2 protein-coding genes are annotated in these 588 nt (G+C 54.4%); one reads left to right on the forward strand and one right to left on the reverse strand.

Annotated features, from left to right (window positions below):
* Positions 1-10: 10 nt before the first annotated feature.
* The gene (locus ACR0EL_RS22560; RefSeq protein ID WP_480502365.1) at positions 11-142 is read left to right on the forward strand and encodes a hypothetical protein; all 132 of its coding nucleotides are present in this window, start codon (positions 11-13) and stop codon (positions 140-142) included.
* A gap of 7 nt (positions 143-149) precedes the next feature.
* Here the strand turns inward: ACR0EL_RS22560 and ACR0EL_RS22565 are convergent.
* Positions 150-588: AI-2E family transporter (locus tag ACR0EL_RS22565; protein WP_480502364.1), on the reverse strand; the 439-nt coding region annotated here is incomplete at its 5' end.

Below are 588 nucleotides of genomic sequence, written 5' to 3' on the forward strand. Positions count from 1 at the left end.
GCTGGCGGCTATGATTGCAGTCTCTGCGCCAACGCTTCACCGAGCATTACACAGGCTTATCGAATTGGACTTGATCGAAGGCGGGTATGGTCGGCTGAGGTTGAAAGATCGACGCGCCCTCGTCGCTAGCTGTCAAAGTTGACGGACGTTCAAGCCGAATGTTCGGTTGACGACCGATCATCCTCACCGAGCCTTCCATCCAAAGACATCAAGATCGCGACAGGGCGCAGCGCGGGGATGTGGCTGAAGATGATCAGGATGCAGACGGTCAAAGGCACACTCAGGAACGCTCCGATCAGACCCCAGACCGTAGTCCAGAAAGTTAATGCCAAAATCACTAGGAAGGTCGACATGTTCAGCGATCGGCCCAGCATGGCCGGATCTAGAAAGTTGCCGATTAGAAACTGTAGTGTGCCGCACCCCAGAACGATCACGAGAAATGGCCCGATCGTCTCAAACTGAACCAGAGCGATCATTGCGGGAAAGATGACGGCGATGATCGAACCGATTGACGGGATGAAATTCAGGGCGAAAGTCAGCACGGCCCAGGTTTCAGCATATTCCAGACCCAGCGCTTTGAATACGGCG

It is taken from the genome of Ruegeria sp. AH12, from assembly GCF_056541465.1.